Here is a 21,653-nt window from a genome sequence, read left to right on the forward strand (position 1 = left end):
GGGGTGCTTCAGCCCAGGCGATCCCAGGTTGCAGCCATGTCGTCCCAGCGCGGCGGGTCGGCGCCCTCGCGGGTGCAGGTGACGGCCGCACACGCCCCGGCAAAGGCGAGCACCTTGCGCAATTCGGTCTGGCTCAATCCCCTCAGGGCCTCCCGGCCGATGCGGCCGAGCTTGCGCAGCGCGAACAAGAGCCCCGCCTGGAATGTGTCGCCGGCCCCGATCGTATCGACCACCTCGACCTGGGGGACCGCGACTTCGACCGCGCCGGCTTGCGCATGCCAGCCGAGCGCCCCCTTGGGACCCCGCGTGACGACGACCAGGCCGGTGCCGCGCGCCAGCAGCGCGTCGGCCCGCGCAGCGTAATCGTCGTGGCCATGCAGATAGTCGAAATCGACATCCGACATCTTGATCAGGTCGGCGCTTGCGGCAAACCCATCCATGTCAGCGCGATAGCCGGCCTTATCAGTCACCAGATTCGGGCGGCAGTTCGGGTCGAAGGAGATCGTCACCGCGCCCTGCGTGGCGGCGATCAGCGCACGGGTCTGCGCGGCGCCGAGATCGTGGATCAGCGTCGTCGAGCCGACATGGATGGCATCAATGTCGGCAAAGGGGATGCTGCCCGGCCGGAACGTCCATTTCCGCGCGGCGGTCTCGGCGTCGTAGAAGGCATACTGCGCCTCGCTGCCGACATGGCGCACGAAAGCGAGCGTGGTCTGGTCAGGGCTGCGGGTCGCGTAGCCGAGATCGACGTTCGAGCCTTGCGCATGCGCCGCGATCATGGTGCCGAACAGGTCGGTCGAGATGCCGCCGACAAAGCCCGTGGGCGCACCGAGCCGCGCCACGCCGACGGCGACGTTCAGGCACGAGCCGCCGACCACCGGCCGCAAGGCATCGCGGCCATCGGCCGATCTGGCCGGGACGAAATCAATCAGCGCATCGCCGCAGCTCAGGATCATGGTCATGCCTCCCCATGGACCCCATGCATCACGGAACGGCTCTCGCGATCAAGCGTCCGCAGCAGGCCGTGGATGCGGCGCTTGCGGCGATGGAAGGCCGCGATGCCCGGCTCGGTCGGATCGCTGAGGCGGCCGAGCGAGGACATCGACGCCATCGTTTCGCCGATCGAGCGAAAGCCGCCGCTCGCCACCGCGCCGAGCATGGCCGCGCCGAGCAGCACGGGCTCCTGGGTGCCGGGCAAGGCCACCGTCAACCCCGTCGTGTCCGCCATGATCTGGCGCACCAGCGGACTGCGCGAGGCGCCGCCGGCCATGACCAGCGTCCGGCTGCTGACGCCGTTGGCGGCGAAGGCGTCGATCACGTCGGCCAAGCCATAGGCGAGCCCGCACAATCCCGCGACGAACAGCCGCTCCATCGCTGAGATTTCGGTATCGAGATCGAGGCCGGCGATGACGGCGCGCGAGTCGGGATCGGCATAGGGCGAACGGTTGCCGAGAAACTCAGGGAGGATGTGGAGATCCCGCGCCAGCAGCGCAGCGGCGCCGGCATTCGGCACTCGCGCCATGATCCGCTTCTCCAGAAAGCTGATGACGTCGAGCCCTTCGGCACGCGCGGCGGCCGTGGCCTCGGCAAACGCCGGGTGCGAGCGCAGCAGGTGATCGATCGCAGCCCCCGCAGCGGACTGGCCACCCTCGTTGAGCCAGAACTCCGGCACCATGCCCTGATAGTACGGTCCCCATACGCCGGGCACGAAGGACGGAGCGCGCGTCGTCGCCATGATGCAGGCCGAGGTCCCCATGATATAGGCGAGGCGCTCGCAAACATCGACCTCGCCGCGCTCAGCCGCGCGGCCGCCGATCGCGCCGATGCCGCCGGCGTGGGCATCAATCAGCGCCGCGCCGACCGGTGTGCCTGCAACCAGTCCGAGTTCTTCGGCCGCGTCCTGCGACAGCCCACGGCCGAGCGGCGTGCCAGGCGCAACGATCTCGGTGCCGATCCGCGCGAAATCTTCTGCGACGAAATCCTCCAGCCCGATGCGGCGAAAGTAGGCCGCGCTCCAGCGCGTCTCATGCGCGAGATAATTCCATTTGCAGGTGACGGTGCACATCGAGCGCGCCAAAGAGCCTGACGCACGCCAGGTCAGGAAGTCGGCGAGATCGAAGAAGTGGCCTGCTGCATCGAAACTCTTGCGCAGGTGCCGCTTCAGCCACAGCAGCTTCGGCATCTGCATTTCCGGTGAGATCGAACCGCCGACATAGCGCAGCACCTCGTCTCTGGTCGCATTGATGTCGCGCGCCTCCATCAGCGCGCGATGATCCATCCAGACGATGACGTTGCGGGCGGACGCGCCGGAGCTGCTGACAGTGACGGGAGCACCCGATGGGTCCAGCGCCACCAGCGAGCAGGTGGCATCGAAGCCGACGCCCTTGATCAGCTCCGGCGCGATCGCCGCTTCCGCCAGCGCGGCTTTGACCGAGGCGCAGCAGGCACGCCAGATGTCGTCGGACGACTGCTCGACGACGTCGCCGGCCTCGTGCCAGGTCTGGATCGGATGCCGCGCCGCGGCAAGCAGGCGGCCGTTACAGTCGAAAATCCCGGCGCGCGTGCTGGTTGTGCCGACATCGACACCGATGAACGCCTGCCGCATGTTTCGCTCCCGTCAAATTTTGACGCGAGCTTACCAGCAAGTGTAGCCGCCATCGACAACGACGACGCTGCCGGTCATCAAACTTGCCGCTTCCGAGGCCAGGAACAGGACGACTGACGCGATCTCCTCGACCTGCCCCATGCGGCCCATCGGGGTTCCGCCGATCCAGGCGTCGTACATGCGCGGATTGCTCTTCACGAAGGCATTCAGCGGCGTCTCGATATAGGTCGGCGCGACCGCGTTGACCCGGATGCCGCGCGCGCCCCATTCGGCCGCCAACGACTTGGTCAGATGATGCACTGCGGCCTTGGAGGCGTTGTAGAAGCACTGCTCCTGCGGCTTGTTGACAATGAAGCCGGACATCGAGCCGATATTGACGATCGTGCCGCTCTTCGCCGCCAGCATGTGCTTGCCGAAGGCGCGGCAGCACCAGAAGGTGCCGTTGAGGTTGACGTCGAGCACGTTGAGCCAGTGCTCGTCGGTGACGGTCTCGGCCGGCGTCTCGCTGCGCGCGATGCCGGCGTTGTTGACGAGGATGTCGAGGCCGCCGTAGCGCGCGACCAGATCGTCGGCCACCTCGTTGACTTGAGCCGAGTTGGTGACGTCCATCAGCGCGGTCTCGGTGTCATAGCCCTTGGCCTTCATCGCCGCCTGCCCGTCCGCTGCCGCCTTGGCGTCGCGATCGGCGATCACGACATGCGCGCCCGCCTCCGCCAGCGCCTCGACGCAGGCAAGGCCAATGCCCTGCCCGCCGCCGGTGACCAACGCGGTCTTGCCGTTCAGTTTGAATTTTTCGAGATACATCGTCGTCGTCCGTTGTTGTCGTTGACGCCCGGAGGGGACGTCACCTCTCATGCGAAGATCGAATTGCCATTGGCATCGAAGCGGTAGATCCGGTTCGGCTCCGGCCGCAGCGTCACGGCGTCGCCAGCACCGAGGCGCTTTTCGCCGACGACGCGCACCGTGAGCGTGCCGAGCGCGCCGGCATCGACATAGAGAAAGGTGTCGCTGCCGAGATGCTCGGCGATCACGACCTTGCCCTGCCAACCGTGCCCGTCATCGACGACCGCGACATGCTCGGGCCGCACGCCGATCGTGGTCGCATGGTGTTTGTCCGCTTCCGCGCCGGTGATGAGGTTCATCTTCGGCGAGCCGATGAAGCCGGCGACGAAAAGGTTGGCCGGCCGCTGGTACAGCTCGATCGGCGAGCCGTATTGCTCGATGCGGCCGGCATTGAGCACCACGATCTTGTCAGCCATCGTCATGGCCTCGACCTGGTCATGCGTAACGTAGATCGCCGTGGTGCCGAGCTGCTTCTGCAGCCGCGTCACCTCGAGCCGCATCTGCACCCGCAGCGCGGCATCGAGATTGGACAGCGGCTCGTCGAACAGGAACGCCTTGGGCTCGCGCACGATGGCGCGGCCGATCGCGACGCGCTGGCGCTGGCCGCCCGAGAGCTCGCGCGGCTTGCGGTCGAGATAGGGCGTGAGGTTCAAGGTCGCGGCGGCCGCCTCGACCTTCTGGTTGATCTCGGCCTTGGGCAGCCCGGCCATCTTCAAGCCGAAAGCGATGTTGCCGCGCACGCTCATATGCGGGTAGAGCGCGTAGGATTGGAACACCATCGACAGGCCGCGCTTGGCCGGCGGCACGTCGACGACGTTGTTGCCGTCGATCAGGATGCGGCCGCCCGAGACGTCCTCCAGTCCTGCGATCAGCCGCAGCAGCGTGGTCTTGCCGCAGCCGGAGGGGCCGACGAACACCACGAAGGCGCCGTCGGGGATGTCGAGATCGGCGCCCTTGATGATGTGGACCGGCCCGAACGATTTCTGCACACCTTCCAGCGTGATCCGTCCCATGGTCCCAGCCTTTCGTTACTTCACTGCGCCGAAGGTCAGCCCGCGCACGAGCTGCTTCTGGCTGAACCAGCCGATGATCAGGATCGGCGCGATCGCGAGCGTGGAGGCCGCCGACAACCGCGCCCAGAACAGGCCTTCCGGGCTCGAATAGGAGGCGATGAAGGTCGTCAGCGGCGCCGCATTCAGGGTCGACAGGTTCAAGGTCCAGAACGCCTCGTTCCAGGCGAGGATGAGATTGAGCAGCAGCGTCGAGGCGAGGCCTGGGATCGCCATCGGCGTCAGCACGTAGATCAGCTCGCGCCCGATCGTGGCGCCGTCCATCCGCGCCGCTTCCAGGATGTCCTTCGGGATCTCCTTGAAGTAGGTGAACAGCATCCAGATCACGATCGGCAGGTTGCCGAGGCAGAGGATGAAGACCAGCCCGGTGCGGGTGTCGAGCAGACCGAAGTTCTTGTAGATCAGGTAGATCGGCACGAGCACGCCGACCGGCGGCATCATCTTGGTCGAGAGCATCCAGAGCAGGATGTCCTTGGTGCGCTTGGTCGGCGCAAACGCCATCGACCACGCCGCGGGAATGGCGATCAGCATCGCGATCAAGGTCGAGCCGCCGGCGATGATCAGCGAGTTCAGCGCGTGGTGCAGATAGTCGCTGCGCTCCTGCACCGTGGCGTAGTTTTCGGTTGTCCAGTGGAAGAACAGGAACGACGGCGGCGTCGCGAACGCCTCCAGCTCGGTCTTGAAACTCGCCAGCACCATCCACAGGATGGGGAAGAAGATCACGAACCCGGCGAGCCATGCGGCCACGGTGGAGATTGCGACATGACGTCCGGTGACCTTGCGCGCCATGGTGTTACGCCTCCAGATTGCGGCCGACGATGCGGACCAGGAAGAAGGCGACGATGTTGGCGATGACCACGGCGACCAGGCCGCCGGCCGAGGCGGTGCCGACATCGAACTGGATCAGCGCCTGAGAATAGACCAGGAAGGCGATGTTGGTGGTCTGCAGGCCCGGTCCGCCGCCGGTGGTGACGAAGATCTCCGCGAACACCGTGAGCAGGAAGATGGTCTCGATCAGGATCACCACCGTGATCGGGCGCGCCAGGTGCGGCACCGTGAGATAAATGAAGCGCGACACCGCGCCGGCGCCGTCCATCTCGGCGGCCTCCTTCTGCTCCTCGTCGAGCGACTGTAGCGCGGTCAGCAGGATCAGGGTCGCGAATGGCAGCCACTGCCAGGCGACGATGAAGATGACCGCGAGCAGCGGCGCATCGGTGAACCAGTCGATCGGCGTCATCCCGAGCGATGTCGGGATCCACGCGAACAGGCCGGACACCGGATGCATCAGCAGGTTCTTCCACACCAGCGCGCTGACGGTCGGCATCACGAAGAACGGCGCGATCACCATCAGGCGGATGATGTTGCGCCCGATCACCGGCTGGTCGAGCAGCAGCGCCAGGGGAATGCCGAGACCGATCGTCAGCAGCAGCACCGAGCCGACCAGGACCAGCGTGTTCTGCAGCGAGGCGAGGAAGGCGGGGTCGGTGAGGAAATATTCGAAGTTTTCGAGGCCGACGAAGCGCTCGGAGCCGGGATCGAGCAGGCTGTAATGCAGCGTGGAGAAATAGACTGTCAGCGCCAGCGGCACGATCATCCAGATGAACAGCAGGATGACCGCGGGCGACATCAGCGCGCGGGCGAGGATTTGCGTCTGTCTGGTGGCCATGACCGCCGTTCCTTGTTCGCTCGACAGATATTGCCGTCATTGCGAGCGAAGCGAAGCAATCCATAACACGGGCGGGACTCTGGATTGCTTCGTCGCCTTCGGCTCCTCGCAATGACGAGCTGATGGCTAGTCGTAGGGTGGGCAAAGGCGCGGAGCGCCGTGCCCACCGTCTTCACGGTTCGCGGCCCGGCGGTGGGCACGCTTCGCTTTGCCTACCCTACGGGCCTCGCATGTCGCGTTCGAGCAGAGAAAAAATGCGGCCATCCCTGTGGGGAGGGATGGCCGCCAGTGATCAGCTCGGGAGGAGTTTTGGCTTCGAGCTGATGGACGTGGCGCGCCTATTTGATGTAGCCGGCGCGCTTCATCTCGCGTTCGGTGGATGATTGCGCCGCCGGGAGCGCCGCGTCGACCGTCATCGAGCCGGCCAGCGCAGCCGAGAACTGCTGTCCGACTGCGGTGCCGATGCCCTGGAATTCAGGGATGGCGGCGTATTGCACGCCGACATACGGCACCGGCTTCACGGTCGGCTTGTTCGGATCGGCGGCATCGATCGAGGCGAGGGTCAGCTTGGCGAACGGCGCGACCTTCAGATACTCCTCGTTCTTGTAGAGCGAGGTGCGCGTGCCCGGCGGCACGTTGGCCCAGCCGTCCTTGGAGGCGACGAGCTTGAGATAGTCCTTGCTGGTCGCCCAGGCGATGAACTTCTCCGCCGCCTCGACCTTCTGCGAGCCGGCGGGCACCGCGAGGCTCCACGCCCATAGCCAATTGGCGTTCTTGCCGAGGCCGGTGTTCGGCGCCAGCGCGAAGCCGACCTTGTCGGCGACCTTCGACTCCTTCGGGTTGGTCACGAACGAGGCCGCCACGGTGGCATCGATCCACATCGCGCATTTGCCGGAGTTGAACAGCGCCAGGTTCTCGTTGAAGCCATTCGAGCTGGCGCCGGGAGGGCCGGCCTCCTTCATCAGGTCGACATAGGTCGACAGCGTCTTCTTCCATTCCGGCGTGTTGAACTGCGGCTGCCATTTCTCGTCGAACCAGCGCGCGCCGAACGAGTTCGACATCGCGGTCAGGAACGCCATGTTCTCGCCCCAGCCGGCCTTGCCGCGCAGGCAGATGCCGAACACGCCGCCCTGCTTGTCGGTGAGCTTCTTGGCGGCATCGATGACGAAGTCCCAGGTCGGGCTCTCCGGCATCTTCAGCCCGGCCTTGTCGAACAGGTCGGTGCGGTACATCACCATCGAGCTCTCGCCGTAGAACGGCGCGGCGTAGAGCTTGCCGTCGACGGAGACCGCATCCTTGATCTTGGGCAGGATGTCGTTCGCGTCGTAGTCGGCGCCGAGCTTGTCGAGCGGCACCAGCCAGTTCTTCTTGGCCCAGATCGGCACCTCGTAGGTGCCGATGGTGAGGATGTCGAACTGGCCGCCCTTGGTGGCGATGTCGGTGGTGACGCGCTGGCGCAGCACGTTCTCTTCCAGGGTCACCCATTTCACGGAGATGTCGGGATTGGCCTTGGTGAATTCGCTGGTCAGGCCCTGCATCCGGATCATGTCGCCATTGTTGACGGTGGCGATGGTCAGGCTGGTCTCGGCCATGACGGGCGCGGTCAGGAGCGCAGCGCCTGCCAGCGCGCAAAGCATGCTCGTCCGAGTGAAGATGGTCTTCACGGTGTCCTCCCTCAATCCCGCGATGCGTGAACATATGCTCACGGGCTGAGCTGATGTTCACAACACCGGTCAGACTTTGTCAAGCATGCGTCGGCGCCCACAGGTTGTGCGGCGCGGCAAGAAAATGACCTTGGATTGAAAGAGCCGCGCCGTTGCCGCAGAGGCCAGCAGCGGCGCAGGCCTAAGGCTGTCACGCCAGGACGGCGCGCGCCGTGGCCTCGTCGGTGATCAGGCCGTTGATCAGCCGCCCCTTGAGCGCAGCGCGGATCGCCGGGACCTTCGCCGGACCGAGCGCCGCCGCGATGGTCATGGCGCGCGCCGGCACCTCGGGTGGAATGCTGGTGAGCCTGCGGTTGGTGCCGCCGGCGATCAGCTTGCCCTTGGCGTCATAGGCCCAGCCGGTGATCTCGCCGATGGCGCCGAGCCGCATCATCTCGGTGAGCTCGTCGCGGGTGACGAAGCCGTCGACATGCATCTGCGCCTTCTGGTCCATCTGGCCGATGCCGACCAGCTTGAGATCGGCCTTGTCGGCCACCGCCTTGACCTTGGCAATGGCATCGAGCCGGACCATGCGGTCGCGCTCGTCCTCGGTGCCCATCAGGAACGGAAGCGGCATCGGATAATGCCGCGCACCGGTGCGGTCGGCGAGCCGGCCGACGGTGTCGAAGAAGCTCGCCGAGCCGTCGGCCAGGATGTTGCCGACCAGCGAGACGATCTGGTGCTCGGGGCGGTCGATCGGCGTGACGCGCTCGACCGCGGCCCGCACCGCCCGCCCCGTTCCGAGCGCGATGATGACCGGCGTCTCGGCTCGCAACGTCGTCTCCAGCAGGTTGGCGCAGCGTTCGGCGATTCCTGCAGACCCGGTGGGCGCAGCCGGGTCGGTCGGCACCACCTCGCAATGCACCAGCGCAAACCGCTCCTTGAGCTGGGCGGCGAGCGCCATGCAGGACGCGATGGGGTGCTCGAGCCGGAAGGTGATCAGTCGCTCGGCGAGGCACAGCGACACCAGCCGCTGCGCCGAGGCGCGCGACACCTGCAGCATCCGGGCGATCTCGTCCTGGGTGTGGCCGGCGATGAAATACAGCCAGCCGGCGCGGGCGGCGTCGTCCAGCCGTGATTTGTCGCTGTCGCTGCCCGCCATGACGCCGCGCGGTCTCCTTCCAGTCGCTGCTACCCCGGCCAAGCAGAGGCTCGACGCGGATCGGCCAGCACTATGGCATGGCGGCTGCGGCGCCGGGAACCGAAGCCCGCCGCCATCCCCAGGCGGGCGCAGCGGCCTCGCCCAGACCAGATCATATGCTCGGACCATGGGCAATAGCCCAACCTCGGCAGGTTGCGGCGCAACGACCGGCGCGCTGGCCCCGGAACCTCGCCGGCCGCACGACGGCTCCCCATCCATGAGGGATGCGGCGTCTCGGGAGGCCGCTTAGCTGGGAGGCATGGCTGTCCCTCCCCTCGTCCGCCCCAACCGCGCCGCCCCGGTGCTCGTCTGCCGCAAATGCCTGAAGCGCAGCGATGACCCCAAGGCCACCAAGAAGGCGATCAAGCATGCGCTGACATCAGAGCGTGAGCGCGGCAGTGGCCCCCGCGAGAAGCCCGCGCGCGTCGTCATGACGAGCTGCTTCGGCCTGTGCCCGAAGCGGGCGGTCGTCGTCACCGGCGGCGTCCGCGCGGCGCGCGGCGAATATGTGCTCGTCTCCGCCGCGGACGACGCGGCGGGCGCCCTGGCGCTGCTGCGTGACGATCAGAACAGCGCGTCCTGAGCGTCGTCGGCCGCCGCTGGCGACCGGCCGATGGTCAACGAAACCTTGCCGCGAACGATCGAATGTCGCGGCCGATGTTGACGCTTGCTTGGCACGCGCAGGGCTTAGCTGCGGGGATCGTCGTCGTCGGCAAGCGCCCCATGAGCCCCACCGCAACCATCGCAGTCTCCGGCATGAACGCGGCTTCGCGCCGCCTCGAGGTGTCCGCCTCGAACGTCGCCAATGCGCGGAGCACCGGCGCGCTGCCCAATGCCGACGGCACGCTGCCGGCGGGCGCCCCGAAAGCCTATGTGCCGCTCGATCTGGTGCAGAGCGACGTCGCCGGCGGCGGCACGCAGACGACCATCACCCGCGCAGGCTCCGGGACCACAGCGAGCTACGATCCCTCGGCGCCGTTCGCCAACAAGGACGGCCTGGTCGCGGCGCCCAATATCGATCTCGCGCAGGAGATGATCAGTCAGCTCGTCGCCAAATACAGCTTTGCCGCGAATGCAAAAGTGCTGAAGGCGAGCGACGAGATGAGCCGGACCGTGATCGACATGAAGGTGTAGGCCGGCCTCGACAGCCCGGCGACTCACGCCGCGTCAGCGCGAGAGTGCGGCGACCAGCCAGTGGATCAGCGTGGCACCGCCGATAGGTGCGACCATAAGCAGCATCATGTTGAAGCCGATCAGCACGAGCAGCAGCCTTTCACGCCGCGGCGACAGCCGCCGCTTCGGCGGCTCCGGTTTCGGATCATGCGGCCAGCCACCGGGCAAGTCGACGAACATTGCGGCCTCACCTGTCGCAGCAGAACGCCGGAGCAGGCGCATCGGATGCCCCGCTCCGGACGAGCATCGTAGCACGGCGGGATCATGGAGACGATCGGCGGCGCGTCCTGCGCCGTGCTCACGCGGTGTCCTTGCCCAGCTCGGCCAGCACCTGCGGCTCGACCAGCAGCCCCTGCCGCTCGTATCGCCCACGCGTCCGGCTGAAGCGCACCACGACCGCATGGCGCTTGCTCTTCGCCTTGGCCCGCCGCGACAGCAGCGCGTTGCCCGCGGGCAGAAAGACGAGATCGCCGAGACCAACGCATGAGAGGCATGCCGGACCACCGTCCTCCATCATCAGGAAATCGCCGGTCCCGCCGCAGCGATGACAGCTCCAACCGTCCCGCGTCGGCAGGATCGCCACCAGCTCCGGCACCCGGCTCGCCTTCGCTGCCACACGCTCGCGCTTCTTCTCGGAGAGCGCCGGCGAGACCCAGTGCGTCCGGAACAGCTCTTCAAGTTGCGGATCATTGCTGCGGCTGAACCGCAGCGGCTGCCGGCGTGGCGTCTGTGCGACATAGGCGGTCTCGCTCGGGCTCAGCCCCTTGGCGAGCGCCCAGGCACGAACATGCGTCATCGCCTCCTTGATGCGCGGGAGACCGGAGCGCGTGACCTCCTCCAGCGAGCCGACCTGCCCGCGCCGCCACTGCTCCAGCAAGCTCGCATCGAGCCAGCCGAGGCCACAGAACAGGTCGGCGATGCTGACGTAGTGCTGCTCGGCCAGCAGCGCCTCGGCCGCCCTAGCGACGCGATCGGACACCGGCTCCTTGTTCCCCCGGCTCATCACCGCACCTGCAAGATCGTGAACGCTGACAAGGCGCGCATTATCCAACAGAGCCGGCGGCGATCAAGAGCGGCGCGACCGCAGCATCGGCCGTGACGCGGCCCGATCCAACCGCGTGAGGAGATCTTCCTAGGCGCTTTTCGCGACCGCGCCCTGCCCCGTCCGCTCGCCGGTCACCTCGCCGGCCGGCTCCGGGCTCAGCCAGCGATAGATGAAGCCGCCGGCCGCGCCGCCGAGCAGCGGCGCCACCCAGAACAGCCAGAGCTGCGCCAGCGCCCAGCCGCCGACGAACAGCGCCGGCCCGGTGCTGCGCGCCGGGTTCACCGAGGTGTTGGTGACGTGGATGCTGATCAGGTGAATGAGCGTCAGCGCAAGCCCGATCGCCAGCGGCGCAAATCCCACCGGCGCCTTGCCATGGGTCGCGCCCATGATCACGAACAGGAACATCATCGTCAGCACGAACTCGCTGAGCAGGCAGGCCCCAAGCCCATATTTGCCAGGCGAATGCTCCGCATAGCCATTGGCGGCAAAGCCGCTCGCCGTGCTGAAGTCCGGCGCCCCGCTGGCGATCGCATACAGCACGGCAGCAGCAACGATGGCGCCGACCACCTGCGCGATGATGTAGGGCACGATCAGGCTTGTCGGGAACCGCCCGCCGCAGGCCAGCCCCACCGTGACAGCCGGATTGAGATGACAGCCCGAGATGTGCCCGATGGCATAGGCCATGGTCACCACGGTGAGCCCGAACGCGAGCGACACGCCGAGCATCCCGATCCCGACATCAGGCACGCCCGCCGCGATCACCGCACTGCCGCAACCGCCGAACGTCAGCCAGAACGTCCCGATCGCCTCCGCCACGAGCTTGTTGTTGTTGCCGTTCATCATCGCCTCCCTGGGTGCGTGTGATTGGCTGGAGCCCGCCTCTCCCGTCAATGGAGAAGATGATCACTTTGGCAACCTGGAGTCAAAGGCGATTCGTGGCTGTCGTGGGATGCCTGTGACTTTGAGTCAGAAAGAGTCCGACCGTTCGTAGTTCGTAGGGCGGATGAGCGAAGCGTAATCCGCCAGCTTACGCTGCGTGCCAACAGCCGTCGGCGCTCATTCCTGGAGGAAGCTCGTTCCTGCCGTGAACCAGCTTGATCGGCGAGGGGTTGCTCATCGAGCTTGCGGCCGACGGTCCAAAGCCGACATCGATGATCCTGCATGGCGGATTACGCTCCGCTCATCCGCCCTACGTGCTATCGATTTTGCCGACACGCCGGCGAGAGCATCGGCACATTCGCCCACGGCCAATTGTGCCAGCGCCCGTCTTCGTCGACGCAAGCGGAGGATGTCGGGGGCGGGCTCGTTGTCGCATCCGCGGATGCTTCAAGCGCGGCAAATCGGTGGTCGACATAGGTCGTGGACAGGCATCCCGCGACGGTCACCGCCAGGATGACCGCAAATCCCTTGGCTGAGTCACTCCAGCGCATGTCATCACATCCCTTGTTCGGCGTGCCAGGAACACATGGGCCGACATTGACGCGCAATCGCGCGGCTGACCGTGAGAGAGGTCACATCGACATCTAGCCGCTATTTCGGCTCCTGATCGGCCGGCTTGTTCGCGGGGGTGGGCCTCGGCGTGCCGGATGCCTCGGCGTCGTTGGCAAGTTTAGTGCAGCGTCACCGTAACCCCTGGCGCATTCAGCCGGGCGGAAGCGACAGGGCGTCACTCGAGAGCAGGCGAAAGCAAACGATCAATCAGAGTTTCGTGCACTGCACCGTATTCCCCACCAGGTTCCGAGTACAATGTCACCATCATCCCCAAAGTCGATCGGAAAGCCGCTGCGGCTTTGTGGAAACCGGGTTACGGTGACGCTGCATTTTTTCTCCGACGGGCTCCTGCCGCCCTTACCCCATGCCAGACATGCCCATGGATGACCAAACGACCATGACTGGGCCAAGGAGCTGTGTCACATATCCGGGACCGCCGTAGCGAAGGACCGGTTCAATGCCAACATCGAGTGCCTCAGAGTGGATCGAATGGCAGCGGCAGCTTGAACGACCGTGTGTGCCGATCAAGGTTGGTGGCTCCCTTTCACCAGATAGGAACCAGCTCGCCTCGGTCTTTGGCCGGGTCGATGTTTGCTTACCCGGGGAGCATTGGCCGACGTGGCGCGAAAAGCCGCTCTGGCCCCTGTGCCAACTGAACCTGACGGAGGCTCCCTGGCGTCCGAACAGCCTCGCCGATATTGAACTCATTGCCTTGTTCATTTCGTTCCACTTCATGGAGGCCGAGTTTCCGTGGCTGCGAGATCCGGGTGAAGGAAAGGGAGCGAGTTGGTGCTTAAGGACGTATCCTTCTGTTGACGCGCTTGTCCCGCTCGTTGCGCCGTCACACGGCTCCACGATCCGTGACACCCAAGTTCTCTGGAGCAATGTCACACCCGACTCGCCGACGCACGATCTCCTGCCGCTCGACCTTCCAGACAATCTCCGCGACACTTATTATGAAATGAATTTCCCACGCATACATGCGACCAAATTGGGAGGTTGGCCCAGCTGCGTTCAGTCGGAGCCGTGGTGGTACCATCAGGACAGCGATGACGACTTCTCGTTTGCCATCCAAATCGATAGCGAAAGCGAGGCTGGCTGGATGTGGGGAGACAGCGGCACTGCGTATTTCGCCCGCAGCCAACGCGACCCACGGAAATGGGCATTCGACTGGCAGTGTTATTGAAAGTCCGATAGCGGACGAGCGGAAGTGCATATCGCCTTCTTGCATTCAGCTGCAATTGGCACGACGCGATTGCCCGAACGCTCTAGGATTTCCGGAGCTGGTGATAGACCGGCTGTGCCATCGGAGCGGGCTCTCAGTCAGAGTTTAGATTGGGACTACGTTGACGCTGCACTTTTTTCCGCGCGTTTCTTGCGAGCGCCAAGCGGCGATGTTTCGTCGTGCTCGGGAAGCAGGTCGTCATCAATGGTGAGTTTGATGGCGGCCAACTCATGTGATCAACTGATGCGGCACGACAGCGGCGCAAGCCATAAATTCTGAATACCAGAATATTTATTGACACCACCCCCAAATCAGTGATTTTATTCCCGCCATCCTGCTTCGCCGAGAGGGGCGTATCGCGATCGTCACGGCACGTGAGGCGGGAATGCGGTGGCCGCGGCTTCGTCAGGCGCTTTTGCGCGACGACTGATGAGCTGCGGACGGCGAAGTCGCGTGGTCCTGGCGCCCCGATGCTGGCGTCAAGGTCGCGGCGTTCATGACGAGCGCTGCGGGCGACGGGGGCAAGACAGCCGGTCCCCGGGGAGATCGCGTATAAGCCGTAAAGCCATCGCGCGGGGAAGGCCGGATGTTCGGCCGTACCTGTGGTTCTGCCGCGTGCTTTTTTGCTGCACGCGGACCGCGGGTGCGACCAGCACCCGGCCTTCCCCGCGCCCTCTCGTCTGACGAGGACGCCAACTGCAGCAGAGCTCGGGCCGACACGGCCGCGGGATCGCGGCGGCATGACCGTGAGCAAGGCTGCGGCGAGCGGCAGGCTGTTTGACAGAGTTGATTGGGATTAGAGAGCGCGGCTCAGTCGAGACGCGCGACGCTCGCGGATACGAAGATGCCGAGATGCCCGACATGCGGGTTGACGAGATAGACGATGCGCTGGCCCGCCCGCTTCAGGTCGTCCGTGTCGGAGTAAACACTCGGAATCCAGCCGAGCGCCTGATGGGGCGGCGTGATGTTGTCGCCAGGCCACACGCCGATGGCGGCCGTCGGAGCGGCACCGGCGGCCGGTTCGGCAGAATCCGCCAATGGCCTGACCACTGGACCAGCCTGCGATCTGCGTTCGCGGTGGGCCTCAGGGAGGGAAGCGTGGGCCATGGCAGCCCTCCAATGGGCGAGTCGGAGCCTTACCGTCCCTGACCCTGCGTCATCATTCCCGGTTGCATCTGGCCGGACGGCATCATGCGCGCCATCGCGTTCATGCCCATATGTGGCGCCAGGAGTTCGTCGGCGGCTTTCTTCTGTTCGTCGGAAAGGGTGCCGACGAGGTTTGTCAGCGCCGACTTCATCGCGCGGGTGCCTTCCAGGCGCGCAGCCAGCCACTTCTCCTGCAGCGCAAGACGATCGACCAAGCCTTGCTGCCCAGCCCCCGTCTGCGGCATCATCGAGGCGCGCACCTCGCCAAGGCTCTTTGCGTTGGTGCGGAGTGCGTCGGCGAAGGCATTCCAGGCGGCGTCCTGCGCATCGGTGATCTTGAGCTCGGTCTTCAGGAAGGCAATCCGCCCCTCGACCCGGTCGATGGTGGCCAACCCGCTCATGCCAGCGCAGCCCCCTTCAGCACCTGACTGCCCCATCATCTGCATCATGTTCGCCATGGGCATGTTGCCGCCCATCATGCCCCTGCCACCCATCATGCCTTGTCCCATCATTCCGGGCTGGCCGGCAGGCGACTGAGGTTGTGCGGCGGCGGGCGCCCCCTTCTGGTCAGGATGGTGCGCTTCGTGATCGGCGGCCGATTGCGCCCAGGACGTTGTGCTCGCCGTTGCAAGCAGCAATGCGACAGGCAGTGCCAGACGTTTCATGGAACCCTCCCGCTGATCAGTTGATTGGTCGCAATGAGTGCCGATTTTTACCGGCTACCGATTGATGCAAGTCAATCTTAGAAGCGATCCCAACTCTAAATTGCTTCCTGCGCGGTTTCTTATCGTCAGCGATCCGTTCGCTGATGTGGATTTTTTCACAGCGCAAACGAGCTTCGTCTGGGATCTTCACGCAAGACCGCGACCCGACATCTGTCGTCCAAGTTTCACAATGGAGAAGCCAATATGACCCTTCCCAAAATTCTTGCCGCTGCCGCGGCCCTGTCGCTCATTGCGTTGCCAGCGATGGCGCAGACCGGATCATCCGACACCGAAAAGAACGGCCATCACTATCAGGGAGGGCCGAAGACCGAAGTCCCCCACCATATGGGCAAGAAGGAGACGGTCGGCGTCTCCACCAAGACCCAGGGCACTGGCGGTCACCACTACCGCGGCGGACCCGCGACGTCGACGCCGCACCACATGGGCGACAAGGAGCGGTGAGCTTCGAGGTTGAGTAGGTGCGACGCCCCTGCGGGTCGCCGCACCCAATCAGCGATATTGATTCCGACTGACACCAGGCGCGAGCTATTTTTGAGCCTACGCCATCAGATGTCAGCAAATGTCGCAATCATCCAAAAGACGACCCGCACAACACGAAAGCGGCAAGACCTATCGCGCCGTGCTGCACGACCTACAGGTCGAACTCGTCAAGGTGCAGCGGCACGTCACGCACCTCCCACTCGCCGCGCCTCACCTCCAGCAATGGATTATAGGCGGCTGACTTGGCGTTGGTCGGATCGAACAGCAAGACCCGGCCGTGTTGGGCTCGGAAGCCCGAGGTCAGGGTCGAGTTCTCGCCCTTGATGTCGTGAACGATGCAGCTGCCCGGCCAGGTCAGCAGCGTTGGCACCACCAGACCGACGCCTTTACCGGACCTGGTCGGCGCGAAGCACAGCACATGTTCCGGTCCATCATGACGCAGGTAATTTTGCTCGAAACGCCCGAGCACGACACCATCAGGGCCGGTAAGGCCGGCAGCCCGAATCTCCTGATGCATCGCCCAGCGAGCTGAACCGTAGGTCGCGGCAGTCTTGGCTTCACGCGCCCGCCATACCGACATGCCAACGGCAACCGTGATCGAGATGAATCCGCCAGACGACGCGATGGACGACGCGATGTAAGCCCCCTCTACGAAGACCTGCGGCGCATACGCGTCATAGGCGTACCACCACCAGAAGAATGCTGGCGGGAAGTAGATGGGTACTCCCGAGATCAGCTCGAACCATGGTTGTCCAAGCTGAGGTTGGTAACCGAGCCTCCAAGCCACCCACTGCGTGGCCGCCCACATCGATCTCGCTGCCGGTCGCGTAGGTCGGAAGACGCCGTCATCACGACAGCGCCGCAAGCTCCGTCACGCCAACAGGAGACTTGATTCGCCAACCGACCATGAATGCCCGCTCTGCGAGGCCGTTCCGAACGCGAGCGATCTGAGTCCGCTCTCTGACGAGCCGCGATCGCAGCAGGGGATCGTGAGTTCCCGATGCAATCAGGCATTTGTTGATTACCCAGCCGAATGGCTCAATACAGGCGCGCCGCAAGTCCTCCTGAAGAGCAGCGGCCTCTGAAACCGGAGTCGTCTCCGGCAGCGTCACCAAGATCACCCTTGTGTAGGTGGGGTCTTGCAGCCTCATTAGCGGGGTGACGATACGCCCGGCTCCGCTTGGCGCAAGTTGGCTTGTCATCTGGCGATGATAGGCCCCGGTCGCATCCAGCAGGAGTAGCGTGTGGCCCGTGGGCGCCGTATCGAGCACGACGAAGTCGCTACGGGCCTCCGCAACAACGTGCGAGAAGGCATGGAAGACGGCGACTTCCTCGGTACATGGCGAAGCGAGGTCCTCGAGCAGCAGAGCTTTGCCTTGCTCGTCCAGATCACGACCCCGACTTGCCAGGATTTTCGCGACATACCGCTCCGTCTCGACCCGAGGGTCGATCCGGTCAACGGTGAGGTCAGGCATGGCGCCATCGACCACGAAAGCGACATGAGCTGCGGGATCGGTGGTGCTGAGGTGGACGGCATGACCCCGCTTGGCCAATCCCACGGCAATGGCGGCAGCAATCGTCGTCTTTCCGACGCCGCCCTTGCCCATGACCATGATGAGGCCGTGCTTATCCCGCGCGATGTCATCGACCAACCGGTCCAGGCCCGGCAGGTCAACCGGTTCCAGGTTCGGCATGCTCGCAGCTACTGAAGGCTGGCTGGAGGACGGCAGAAGCGCCCTCAGAGCCGTCAGACCCACGATGTCGAAACCAAGCAACGGGATTTCGTCTCTCGGAAGTTTCGTGAGCGACGCAGGCATTGCCGCTAGTGCCTCGTCCTGATCCCGCTCAAGGGCAGTCGCGACGACGTCAGTTCGATCCGCCGCGTGGAAGCGCCCGTTCACCACGAGGAGCTGGTTCGAGAGATTGAGCGCATCGAGTTCGCCCGATGTTCTGGCCGCCTCACGGATGGCCCCCTTGTCGGCGCGGGTGACGAGAACGATAGTGGTCCGCTCGGAATCGCCCAAGGCCTGGAGCGCCTTGCGAAAGCGGTCCTCCTGCATCTTCAAGCCTGAATGCGGCCCGAGGCAGGACGCTCCTCGGTCATTGTCCTTGAGAAAGCCGGTCCATGCCTTTGGCAGGCTGAGCAGCCTTAGAGTGTGGCCGGTCGGGGCCGTATCGAATATGATGTGATCGAATCCTGCCATATCGCCGTCCAGCAGTCCCACGAACTCGTCGAAGGCGGCTATTTCGGTGGTGCAAGCTCCGGAGAGCTGCTCGCGCACAGTCGACCGCTCACCGGCGGTGACTTCCGGTCCGAGCTGTTCGAGGACCCGGCTGCGATAGCTCTCGGCAGCAGCTTCGGGATCGATATTCATCGCCGAAAGTCCGGCCACGTTTGCCACCGGCGCTGCGCGATCAGTCAAAGTGACTTCGAGCATCTCGTCCAGGTTCGACGCCGGGTCGGTACTGACGAGAAGAACGCGTAGTCCACGGTCGGCGAGGCCAACAGCGGTGGCACATGCAAGCGACGTCTTACCGACACCACCCTTCCCGGTGAAAAACAGATACGGCGTCGGGGCGTTCAGCGCGCGAAAGTGAGACATAATAAGCTGTCCTGCAGACGCAGCAGTCATGCAATTGCCGTCAGTCCGATGGGTGCGACGAGCGTTGTGTTCAAAATGAACGCATCGTTGCATCGCTTTGCGATGGGATACCTGCGGAGATTCAATAGCAACGCCGCGAGCTCCTCTGTTGCGATGGATCAACGGATGGGAGTGACCAACGGGCTACGAGGAAACAACAAAATAGGTATCGATGGTGTGTTCCGGGCACCCTGAGGCCCGCCCTCTGGCGATTAAGCCGTCGGACACTGCGCCCGGCATCACCTTCGACCGAGCGATCTAATGCGGTCGTTGTACCGGCTCATCTGGGCTCGATGACCTCGCCATCCTCCTTGACGAACCGCCCGAACGGGCCGTTAAGGAGATCGATGACCGCTTCCGATGGTCTGCACAACCGGACGCCCTTCGGCGTGACGACGATCGGGCGATTGATCAGGATCGGGTGCGCGATCATGAAATCCAGCAGTTCGTCGTCGGTCCACTTCGGATCGTCGAGGCCGAGTTCTTTGTAGGGCGTTCCCTTCTCGCGCAACAGGTCGCGAACCGGAATTCCCATGGTGGTGATGAGCTCCTGGAGCTTATCGCGCGACGGCGGCGTCTTGAGGTACTCGATGATCTCAGGCTCGATGCCGCTCTGCCGGATCATCGCGAGCGTGTTGCGGGACGTACCGCAATCTGGATTGTGGTAGATCGTAATGGTCATCTGTGAGCCTCCATCGCGGGCTTGGCCGCATTCGCTCCGGATTCATACCAGCCGCGAGTCGCCTTCACGATGCGGACCACCGACAGCATCACGGGCACTTCGACCAGCACGCCCACCACGGTCGCGAGCGCAGCTCCGGAGTCTAGTCCGAACAGGCTGATGGCAGCAGCAACCGCGAGCTCGAAAAAGTTGCTGGCGCCGATCAGCGCCGCAGGTGCAGCGACACACCAGGCGACGCCGAAGCGCCGGCTCAGCCAGTAGGCGAGACCGGCGTTGAGATAGACCTGGATCAGAATCGGCACGGCGAGGATCGCAATCACGACCGGCTGCTTGACGATCTGCTCACCCTGGAAACCGAACAGCAGAACTAGCGTCGCCAGCAGAGCAACAAGCGACAATGGCTGCAGCCTCCGCATGGTCCGCTCGAAGGCACCACCGCCAGCGGCGAGAAGGGACGTCCTCCAGGCCTGCGCTACGACGACCGGCACAACGATGTACAGGACGACCGAGAGCAGAAGCGTCGCCCAGGGAACGCTGATGGAGGCTACACCGAGCAGAAGCCCCACCAGCGGCGCGAACAGGAAGACCATGATCACGTCATTCAATGCGACCTGGCTGAGCGTGTAGTGAGGCTCTCCTTCGCACAGGTTCGACCAGACGAACACCATCGCGGTGCAAGGAGCGGCTGCGAGCAGGATCAGACCCGCGATGTAGGATGGGATCTGCGCGGACGGCAGCATCGGCGCGAACACGTTGCCGATGAAGAAGGAGCCGAGAAGCGCCATCGAGAACGGTTTGACGGCCCAATTGATGAACAGGGTAACCCCCACGCCGCGCCAGTGCTCTCGGACCTGGCTCAAAGCACCGAAGTCGATCTTCAGCAGCATCGGCACGATCATCAGCCAGATCAGGACTGCCACTGGCAAATTGACCTTGGCCACTTCCGCGGCTGCAACCACTCCGAAGAAGCTAGGCATGAAGTGGCCGAGCACGACGCCGGCGACGATGCAGAGGGCAACCCAAAGTGTGAGGTAACGTTCGAAGATGCTCATGTGTCAGGCCACGTCGTTGCGGGATGAACTCGCGCCTTCCGACCGGCCGATCTCGCGCAACTTGGTGCCGAGCGACAGTTTGTCGATGCTGCGCAGAGGAAGATTGGTGAAGGTACCGATGCGATTCTTCAGGTACCGGAAGGCGGTCACGAATGCCGCCTCCTTCTGGAGATCAGTACCTTCGACTGCGGCGGGATCCTCGATGCCCCAGTGAGCGGTCATCGGCTGTCCAGGCCACACCGGACAGGTCTCACCGGCGGCGTTGTCGCAGACCGTGAAGACGAAATCCATGACGGGTGCATCGGGGGCGGCGAACTCGAGCCAGCTCTTCGAGCGCAAGCCGTCGGTCGGATAGTCCAGGCTTTGGAGAGTGCGTAGCGCCAGCGGGTTGACCGCGCCCTTCGGCGTGCTGCCTGCCGAGAACGCCCGGAAGCGGCCGCCGGCATTCTTTCGCAGGATCGATTCCGCCATGATTGAACGGGCGGAGTTGCCGGTGCAGAGGAAGAGAACGTTGTAGAGGTGATCAGACACGGCTTCGCTCCCTTTTCTTTTTCGGAGGACAGCAAGGCGCAAGGCTTTCAATCAATGGTGCGCAGACTTCCGGCCGGCCGCCGCAGCAGTCCTGCAGCAGAAACAGCGCCACCTTCTGGAATTCGGCAAGATTGGCGCGATAGATGATCGACCGGCTGTGTCGCTCCGAGGTGACGAGGTCCGCCCTTGAAAGGATCGAAAGGTGCGCCGAGAGCGTGTTCTGGGGAACTTCCAGGGCGCGAGCAAGCTCTCCGGCCGACAGACCCTCCGGCTCATGACTTGCCAGAATACGAAATGCGTTCAGCCGAGTGGGCTGAGCGAGCGCGGCGAGCGCCAAGACCGCTTCTTCATTATCCATATTTCTAGACTTATGGATATTACAGCATTCTGTCAACCACAGAGTGGCGCCGAGCTCCCGCAGGTCCTTGAGACG

At 64.3% G+C, this 21,653-nt stretch carries 21 protein-coding genes and 2 pseudogenes; 4 read left to right on the forward strand and 19 right to left on the reverse strand.

All coding sequences use genetic code 11. The features are described 5' to 3' along the window. Positions 1-8: 8 nt before the first annotated feature. The 8 genes from QX051_RS24385 to QX051_RS24420 all read right to left on the reverse strand — a co-directional run bounded on the left by QX051_RS24385 (position 9) and on the right by QX051_RS24420 (position 8,989). Positions 9-956: a carbohydrate kinase gene (locus tag QX051_RS24385; protein WP_315777864.1), complete on the reverse strand. Its 948-nt coding sequence runs from the start codon at positions 954-956 to the stop codon at positions 9-11. A gap of 2 nt (positions 957-958) precedes the next feature. Then, positions 959-2,605: an FGGY-family carbohydrate kinase gene (locus QX051_RS24390; protein WP_315777865.1), complete on the reverse strand. Its 1,647-nt coding sequence runs from the start codon at positions 2,603-2,605 to the stop codon at positions 959-961. A gap of 30 nt (positions 2,606-2,635) precedes the next feature. Then, entirely contained in the window at positions 2,636-3,409 is a 774-nt protein-coding gene (locus QX051_RS24395) for an SDR family NAD(P)-dependent oxidoreductase (RefSeq protein ID WP_315777866.1), read from the reverse strand. A 47-nt stretch (positions 3,410-3,456) separates the two neighbouring features. Beyond that, positions 3,457-4,461: an ABC transporter ATP-binding protein gene (locus tag QX051_RS24400; protein ID WP_315777867.1), complete on the reverse strand. Its 1,005-nt coding sequence runs from the start codon at positions 4,459-4,461 to the stop codon at positions 3,457-3,459. Between the two features lie 15 nt (positions 4,462-4,476). Continuing rightward, entirely contained in the window at positions 4,477-5,307 is an 831-nt protein-coding gene (locus tag QX051_RS24405; RefSeq protein WP_315736062.1) for a carbohydrate ABC transporter permease, read from the reverse strand. A 4-nt stretch (positions 5,308-5,311) separates the two neighbouring features. Continuing rightward, positions 5,312-6,184 carry a sugar ABC transporter permease gene (locus tag QX051_RS24410; RefSeq protein ID WP_315777868.1) on the reverse strand — a complete coding sequence of 291 codons (873 nt, stop codon included), beginning with the start codon at positions 6,182-6,184 and terminating at the stop codon, positions 5,312-5,314. Positions 6,185-6,522: 338 nt separating this feature from the next. Continuing rightward, a complete protein-coding gene (locus QX051_RS24415) occupies positions 6,523-7,821 on the reverse strand; it encodes a sugar ABC transporter substrate-binding protein (protein WP_315777885.1) in 1,299 nt (432 codons plus the stop codon). A gap of 217 nt (positions 7,822-8,038) precedes the next feature. Next, on the reverse strand, positions 8,039-8,989 hold the full coding sequence (locus tag QX051_RS24420; protein WP_315736060.1) for a sugar-binding transcriptional regulator: 951 nt from the start codon (positions 8,987-8,989) through the stop codon (positions 8,039-8,041). 298 nt (positions 8,990-9,287) lie between these two features. Here QX051_RS24420 and QX051_RS24425 point away from each other — a divergent pair, with 298 nt between their 5' ends. Continuing rightward, a complete protein-coding gene (locus tag QX051_RS24425; RefSeq protein ID WP_315777869.1) occupies positions 9,288-9,611 on the forward strand; it encodes a hypothetical protein in 324 nt (107 codons plus the stop codon). A 140-nt stretch (positions 9,612-9,751) separates the two neighbouring features. Further along, on the forward strand, positions 9,752-10,162 hold the full coding sequence (locus QX051_RS24430) for a flagellar basal body rod protein FlgC (RefSeq protein WP_315777870.1): 411 nt from the start codon (positions 9,752-9,754) through the stop codon (positions 10,160-10,162). A gap of 33 nt (positions 10,163-10,195) precedes the next feature. Here QX051_RS24430 and QX051_RS24435 read toward each other — a convergent pair whose 3' ends face one another. From QX051_RS24435 to aqpZ, 3 genes are all read right to left on the reverse strand, one after another. Beyond that, the gene (locus QX051_RS24435; RefSeq protein ID WP_315736055.1) at positions 10,196-10,381 is read right to left on the reverse strand and encodes a hypothetical protein; all 186 of its coding nucleotides are present in this window, start codon (positions 10,379-10,381) and stop codon (positions 10,196-10,198) included. Between the two features lie 118 nt (positions 10,382-10,499). Beyond that, positions 10,500-11,204 carry a hypothetical protein gene (locus QX051_RS24440; protein WP_315736053.1) on the reverse strand — a complete coding sequence of 235 codons (705 nt, stop codon included), beginning with the start codon at positions 11,202-11,204 and terminating at the stop codon, positions 10,500-10,502. A 129-nt stretch (positions 11,205-11,333) separates the two neighbouring features. Then, a complete protein-coding gene (gene aqpZ, locus QX051_RS24445) occupies positions 11,334-12,086 on the reverse strand; it encodes an aquaporin Z (protein WP_315777871.1) in 753 nt (250 codons plus the stop codon). A 1,168-nt stretch (positions 12,087-13,254) separates the two neighbouring features. On the opposite strand from aqpZ, the gene QX051_RS24450 reads away from it, so the two are divergent. Then, on the forward strand, positions 13,255-13,923 hold the full coding sequence (locus QX051_RS24450) for a DUF1963 domain-containing protein (RefSeq protein WP_315777872.1): 669 nt from the start codon (positions 13,255-13,257) through the stop codon (positions 13,921-13,923). Between the two features lie 852 nt (positions 13,924-14,775). Here the strand turns inward: QX051_RS24450 and QX051_RS24455 are convergent. Both QX051_RS24455 and QX051_RS24460 read right to left on the reverse strand, forming a co-directional pair. Further along, positions 14,776-14,937 (reverse strand): annotated as a pseudogene (locus tag QX051_RS24455) (DUF3141 domain-containing protein); the annotation flags it as partial. 161 nt (positions 14,938-15,098) lie between these two features. Further along, complete coding sequence (locus QX051_RS24460) at positions 15,099-15,773, reverse strand: Spy/CpxP family protein refolding chaperone (RefSeq protein ID WP_315777873.1); 675 nt, start codon at positions 15,771-15,773, stop codon at positions 15,099-15,101. Between the two features lie 243 nt (positions 15,774-16,016). Here QX051_RS24460 and QX051_RS24465 point away from each other — a divergent pair, with 243 nt between their 5' ends. Next, positions 16,017-16,274, forward strand: coding sequence for a hypothetical protein (locus QX051_RS24465; protein ID WP_315736036.1), 258 nt, complete (start codon positions 16,017-16,019; stop codon positions 16,272-16,274). A 220-nt stretch (positions 16,275-16,494) separates the two neighbouring features. On the opposite strand, the pseudogene QX051_RS24470 reads toward QX051_RS24465, so the two are convergent. The 6 genes and pseudogenes from QX051_RS24470 to QX051_RS24495 form a co-directional block, all read right to left on the reverse strand. Beyond that, positions 16,495-17,178, reverse strand: a pseudogene (locus QX051_RS24470) (type IV secretory system conjugative DNA transfer family protein); the annotation flags it as partial. Continuing rightward, positions 17,162-18,916, reverse strand: coding sequence for an arsenical pump-driving ATPase (gene arsA / locus QX051_RS24475; protein ID WP_315777874.1), 1,755 nt, complete (start codon positions 18,914-18,916; stop codon positions 17,162-17,164). The pseudogene QX051_RS24470 and the gene arsA, both read right to left, overlap by 17 nt. Positions 18,917-19,235: 319 nt before the next feature. Continuing rightward, complete coding sequence (gene arsC / locus QX051_RS24480) at positions 19,236-19,637, reverse strand: arsenate reductase (glutaredoxin) (RefSeq protein ID WP_315773560.1); 402 nt, start codon at positions 19,635-19,637, stop codon at positions 19,236-19,238. Continuing rightward, complete coding sequence (gene arsB, locus QX051_RS24485) at positions 19,634-20,689, reverse strand: ACR3 family arsenite efflux transporter (RefSeq protein ID WP_315736029.1); 1,056 nt, start codon at positions 20,687-20,689, stop codon at positions 19,634-19,636. Before arsB ends, arsC begins: the two co-directional genes overlap by 4 nt. Positions 20,690-20,692: 3 nt before the next feature. Continuing rightward, entirely contained in the window at positions 20,693-21,220 is a 528-nt protein-coding gene (locus QX051_RS24490) for an arsenate reductase ArsC (RefSeq protein WP_315777886.1), read from the reverse strand. Next, positions 21,213-21,578 (reverse strand): metalloregulator ArsR/SmtB family transcription factor, encoded by a 366-nt coding sequence (locus QX051_RS24495; RefSeq protein ID WP_315736027.1) that lies wholly within the window; start codon positions 21,576-21,578, stop codon positions 21,213-21,215. The genes QX051_RS24490 and QX051_RS24495 overlap by 8 nt, the downstream gene beginning before the upstream one ends. Positions 21,579-21,653 lie beyond the last annotated feature (75 nt).

Source organism: Bradyrhizobium sp. SZCCHNR1053, from assembly GCF_032381235.1.
GTDB lineage: Bacteria > Pseudomonadota > Alphaproteobacteria > Rhizobiales > Xanthobacteraceae > Bradyrhizobium.